At 37.9% G+C, this 5,403-nt stretch carries 3 protein-coding genes; 2 read left to right on the top strand and 1 reads right to left on the bottom strand.

Annotation, left to right across the window (positions count from 1 at the left end; all coding sequences use genetic code 11):
* The coding region (locus Q8907_12215; protein MDP4275035.1) for an Nramp family divalent metal transporter at window positions 1-586 on the bottom strand (586 nt) is incomplete at its 3' end.
* Window positions 587-978: 392 nt separating this feature from the next.
* Here Q8907_12215 and Q8907_12210 point away from each other — a divergent pair.
* Both Q8907_12210 and Q8907_12205 read left to right on the top strand, forming a co-directional pair.
* Window positions 979-4,056: a tetratricopeptide repeat protein gene (locus tag Q8907_12210; protein ID MDP4275034.1), complete on the top strand. Its 3,078-nt coding sequence runs from the start codon at window positions 979-981 to the stop codon at window positions 4,054-4,056.
* A 130-nt stretch (window positions 4,057-4,186) separates the two neighbouring features.
* Window positions 4,187-5,403, top strand: a 1,217-nt coding sequence (locus Q8907_12205) for a hypothetical protein (protein ID MDP4275033.1), incomplete at its 3' end; no start/stop codon positions are given.

Raw genomic sequence — 5,403 nt, 5'->3', positions numbered from 1 at the left:
AATGAATTCCTGCCTGGGCCCAGTCTATATTTACCAGGGTCAGTTCATATAAGAAGGAAAGCCCGATGATGGAAACAAAACCGATAATGATTTTTTCAATGATTTTATATGAATTGTTAAAAAGCATGATAAAGACGAAAACCAGGACAAGAATGGCCCCTGCCGGTATGGGAATGTGAAAGAGCATATTGAGGGCTATGGCACCTCCAAGAATTTCTGCCAAAGAAGTAGAAACAGATGCCATCATGGCGGTTGATAAAATAGTCCTTGAAACCCAGGCGGGAGTATATATCGTGGCTGCTTCGGACAAGCAAAGGCCGGTGGCAATTCCCAGATGGGCCACATTATGCTGAAGAATGATCAGCATAAGGGTCGAAATAGTAATAACCCACAGCAGGTTATATCCAAAACCTGCTCCGGCTCCAATATTCGAGGCCCAATTACCGGGGTCAATAAATCCCACTGTTACCAGTAGCCCGGGGCCAATGTATCTCAGTATCTTTAATGCTCCAAATTCAGGCTGATGATTTTGATACTGGATGTCCCTGAGAAAGACTTTGACGATTCGAACGATTTTCTTAATCATATTCATTATTACCTGATTTTGATGATTTAGAATGTCAAACCAAATCTATGGTTATTTCCCTTTTGAGTTCTGTACTTTCAGCTCTGGTTTAATGTTCTTTCAAAAAGGAAGATGCATGCTGCAAAAATAATAACTAAAAGATAGTAAAAAGTTGGTTCTGGGCACTAAATTAAGTATGTCAAAATAAAAAGCAATTGAATTCAGGCAAAAGGAAAATATTTTAGGTATGTTTTTTGTAGAGATACGGATTTCAGAAGATAAAATTTATTTTGATTAGGGACTACTCTGAATTTGTGGAAAAAGTTTAAATTCGTAATGTTTAGAAAAATAAAATTCAGGAATTGCCTGAAAGTATTTTATCCTTAATTTAGCCCCTTTAAAGCATAAATTATATGAAGCAGGTTTTTAGGTTTATTTTTATCGTTATCTTATTTTTTAGTGTTTTTGGCCAAATGTCGTTTGCCCAGCGGATGCTGATTTCTACAGAGCCGGATGCATCTTTTAAGAGGGCCAAGGATTTGTACGAAAAACAAAAATATGGAGCTGCCCAGAAATTATTTACCGATTATATCCATCAGAAGGGTTCTGAAAGTTCTGGCTATGTTGTAGATGCAGAGTATTATTCGGCAGATTGTGCAATTGAATTGTACAATCCGGATGCAAGTTATCTGGTCAGCCGTTTTGTCAAATCTCATCCTGAAAGTCCAAGGTCTCAGGAACTGTTCTTTAAGCTTGGTAAATATCATTATAACCTTAAAAATTATGATGAAGCGATAACCTGCTTTAAAAAGATTGACCGCAGTGGATTGAGCCAGGAGGATGTGGCAGAATACTGGTTTGATTTGGGTTACAGCTATTTCTCAAAGGATAGTCTGGAAAAGGCCAGAAAATGTTTTAATGAAATCAAAGATACTGACAACAAATACTCATCTCCTGCAACTTATTATTATTCTCATATCAGCTATACCCAGAAAAATTACGGGACAGCCCTTAAGGGTTTTCTGAAACTTACGGATGATGAAACTTTCGCTCCGATTGTCCCTTATTATATTGTACAAATCTATTACTTGGAACAGAACTATGATAAAGTAATAGATTACGCTGCCAATATGCTGGATTCTGTTTCTCCGGGCAGGGCAGCCGAGGTTTCCAGAATTGTTGGTGAATCCTATTACAGGAAAAATAAGTTTAGGGAATGTATCCCTTATTTTGAGAAATACTTTGAAGAAGCCAAAAGCCCATCAAAGGAGGATTGCTACGAACTGGGATATGCCTATTACAAGAATCAGGATTATGCAAAGGCAGCCAAGGAGTTTGAACCACTGGCTGACCTTAATAACCTGATCAGCCAGAATGCCATGTATCACCTGGCTGATTGCTACATTCATTTACATGACAAAAATTCGGCCAGGATGGCTTTTTCTTCTGCTTCCAAACTCGATTTTGACCCCAAGATAAAGGAAGATGCTTTATTTAATTATGCGCTGGTTACTTATGAGCTTTCTTATTCGCCATTTAATGAAGCGGTCAATGCACTTAACGAGTATATTAAGCAGTATCCGAATTCAGAACGGACCGATGAGGCCTACACTTACCTGGTTCAGGCTTACCTGACTACCAAGAATTATAAGGATGCATTGGAATTTTTGGATAAAATAAAGGTTAAGGATGAATCAGCCCTGAAAGCTTATCAACGGGCTGCTTATTACAGAGGGTTGGAATTGCTGACCAATCAGGAATATGGGGAAGCTATTGCCCTTTTTAATAAATCCCTTAAATATGGGCAATTCTATAAGGATATTTTGGCTAAAACCTATTTCTGGAAAGGCGAAGCTTATTATCGCCTGGGTAAATATACTGAAGCCATTGTGAACTACAATGATTTCCTTACCTCGCATGATGCCTCCTTTATAAAAGAATACAATCAGTCCCATTATTCTCTGGGTTATGCTTATTATAACCGTAAAGAATATACCAATGCCATGCTTTGGTTCAAGAAATATGTCACCCTGATGAAATCATCCCGCGATAAGACAGTCTGTGATGCATACAACCGTATTGGCGATACGTATTTCGTGGCAAAGCGTTATTGGGATGCAATGGAAAATTATGAAAAAGCCATTGCAATGAAAACGGCCGATGTGGATTACGCCATGTTCCAAAAAGCTTTCTGCTATGGCCTGGTTGACCGGAATGAGAAGAAAATTGAGCTGCTTAGCAGCCTGATGAAAGACTATCCTAATTCTCCATATATTGATAATGCCTTGTATGAATTGGGTAAAAGCTATATGGCCCTGAAGAACAGGAAGATAGCCATTGAGTATTATAACCGGTTATTGAGTGATTACCCTTCCAGCAGTTATGTTAAAAAGGCATTGCTGCAGTTAGGCCTTGAATATTATAATAATGACAACAATGACAAGGCCCTTGAAAGTTATAAAAGACTGGTCAAGGAATTCCCGGCTACCGATGAATCAAGATATGCGCTTACAGGGATCAAAAATATCTATGTGGATATGAATCAGATTGGCGAATATGTCAATTTCATGAAAAGCCTTGGTAACGAACAAAATGTGAGTACGGCCGAACAGGATTCACTTACCTTTACTGCGGCAGAGAATCTGTATATGGCAGGCGACTGCAGCAAGTCGCTTGAAAGTATGAACAAGTACATTGACAATTATCCTAACGGGAATTTTTTAGTGACTGCCCATTTCTATAAAGCTGATTGCGATTCCAAGCAGAAAAATTATAACGAGGCACTTAAATCATATAACTACATCATCTCGAAACCCAAAAGTGACTTTACAGAACAGGCTTTGATGGGTGCTGCAGAAATCAATTTCAATAATAAAGATTATGCCGCAGCTTTTGATAACTATTCCATGCTGGAAAAACAGGCCGAAAATAAAAACAATGTTCTTGAAGCACTTACCGGAGAGATGCGTTGTGCTTTTCTTTCGAAAAATTATAACCAAACCCTTGCTTCAGCTCATAAAATTTTATCAACCGATAATGTTTCTGAGGAATTGACCAGGGAATCTAGTTATAAAATTGCCAGAACTTATTACGACCGCGATAGCATTGACTCTGCAATGATTTATTTCAGGCCTCTTTCCAAAGAAGTGAGAAGCGCAGAAGGTGCTGAAGCAAAATACCGGGTAGCTGAAATTCTTTACCGTAAGTCAAATTTTAAGGAATCGGAAAAAGAATTGTTTGATTTTATTTCTAAAAATACGGCTTATCAATATTGGATTGCAAAAGGTTTCGTCCTGCTTTCAGACATATATGTGCAAAAGGGAGATGATTTCCAGGCTTCCCATACCCTGCAGAGCATTATTGATAATTATGACAATAAAACGGACGGTATACTTGATGAAGCTAAAGAAAAACTTAAGAAGATTGATGACCGTAAGATGTTTCATCAATCTGAAGGGAATACTGATCACAAAAATAAAGAACAGAAATAAGTACAAATAGGACATTGATTATTTTCAATATATATAAGCTTATGAAACGCCATGATTCATTAAACACACAACACTAATGAATCTAATACCTGGATGTTCCATACGACCTTAAAACATAAATTATATACGTATGAAAGCAAAATATTTTTTCTCCATTATAATTCTGATAATTTTTCTGGCACATCCGGTATACGGTCAAAATATACTTAACCGTGATGTAGAGGTTGTCAAACCTTATGAACCTACACTGCCGGAAGCAAATAAGATCAACCTGCTTCCTGTTCCGGATGATACCCTGAGACAGCGTCCTTCGTTTAACTACAATATTTTTTCAAAACGTTTTGATACCGAGTTCCAGTTAAGGCCTATTACGGCTGCCAAGATGTTACCCCAGCCAATCACCAAGCTTTACCGCGGATATATAAAGGCAGGTTTGGGTACTCATTATACTCCCTTGCTGGAAGTAAATGTCAATAGCCTGAGGTCTAAGGATTATAGTTTGGGCTTTTTATTTAACCATCTTTCTTCTCAGGGTAAAGTTACCCTTGACAATGACAAAAGGGTTTTTGCAGGTTATAGCACTAATCTGGTAAAGGCTTACGGGAAGAAGTTTTTTAAAAAATCACTGCTTTCAGGGAGTTTGGGTTTGGATAACGAAGGAGTATATGATTATGGTTACAATCCCGGCCTTGATACTTCATTAAGCAAGGGCAACATCCGCCAGTCCTTCCTGGATGTGAATGCCAATGCCCATTATAAAACAATTTATGATTCAGCACAGTTGAATTATGACCTGGGACTTAACTACGATTTTTTCAGGGATAAAAATAAAAATTATGAAAATTCAATAAACCTAACCGGCAATTTTGAAAAATACTTTAAACATTTTCTGATTAAACTTGATGATGAAATTAGCATTTACAATAAATCTGCAGTAGGAGATTCTACAACCAGCAGCATTATTGCGATCAAACCATCAATAGGTCAGAATAACAATGGATGGGGCTTTCGTGCGGGTTTTGGCCTTTATTTCGAAAATAATGACGGTACAGAGATATATTTTTATCCCTCGGCTATGTTTTCTTACACATTCATTGATAAATTCCTGACCGGCTATGTCGGAGTTGATGGCAGTCTGCAGAAAAACAGTTATTTGAGGATAGCTTCCGAGAACCAGTTTATTGTTCCGGGTTTACCTGTGAAAAATACCAGTTTGCTTTCGGCTTATTTTGGGTTGAAGGGCAATCTCAGTTCTGCAAGTAGTTTTGATGTCCGGGCAACCTTTACTTCAGCCAGCAATATGCATTTTTATGTCAATGATACGACTAACCAGCTGGGCAATCTTTT

The sequence above is a fragment of the Bacteroidota bacterium genome, assembly GCA_030706565.1.
In the GTDB taxonomy this organism is placed as follows: domain Bacteria; phylum Bacteroidota; class Bacteroidia; order Bacteroidales; family JAUZOH01; genus JAUZOH01.
This window is presented reverse-complemented; position numbering and strand designations above follow the sequence as displayed.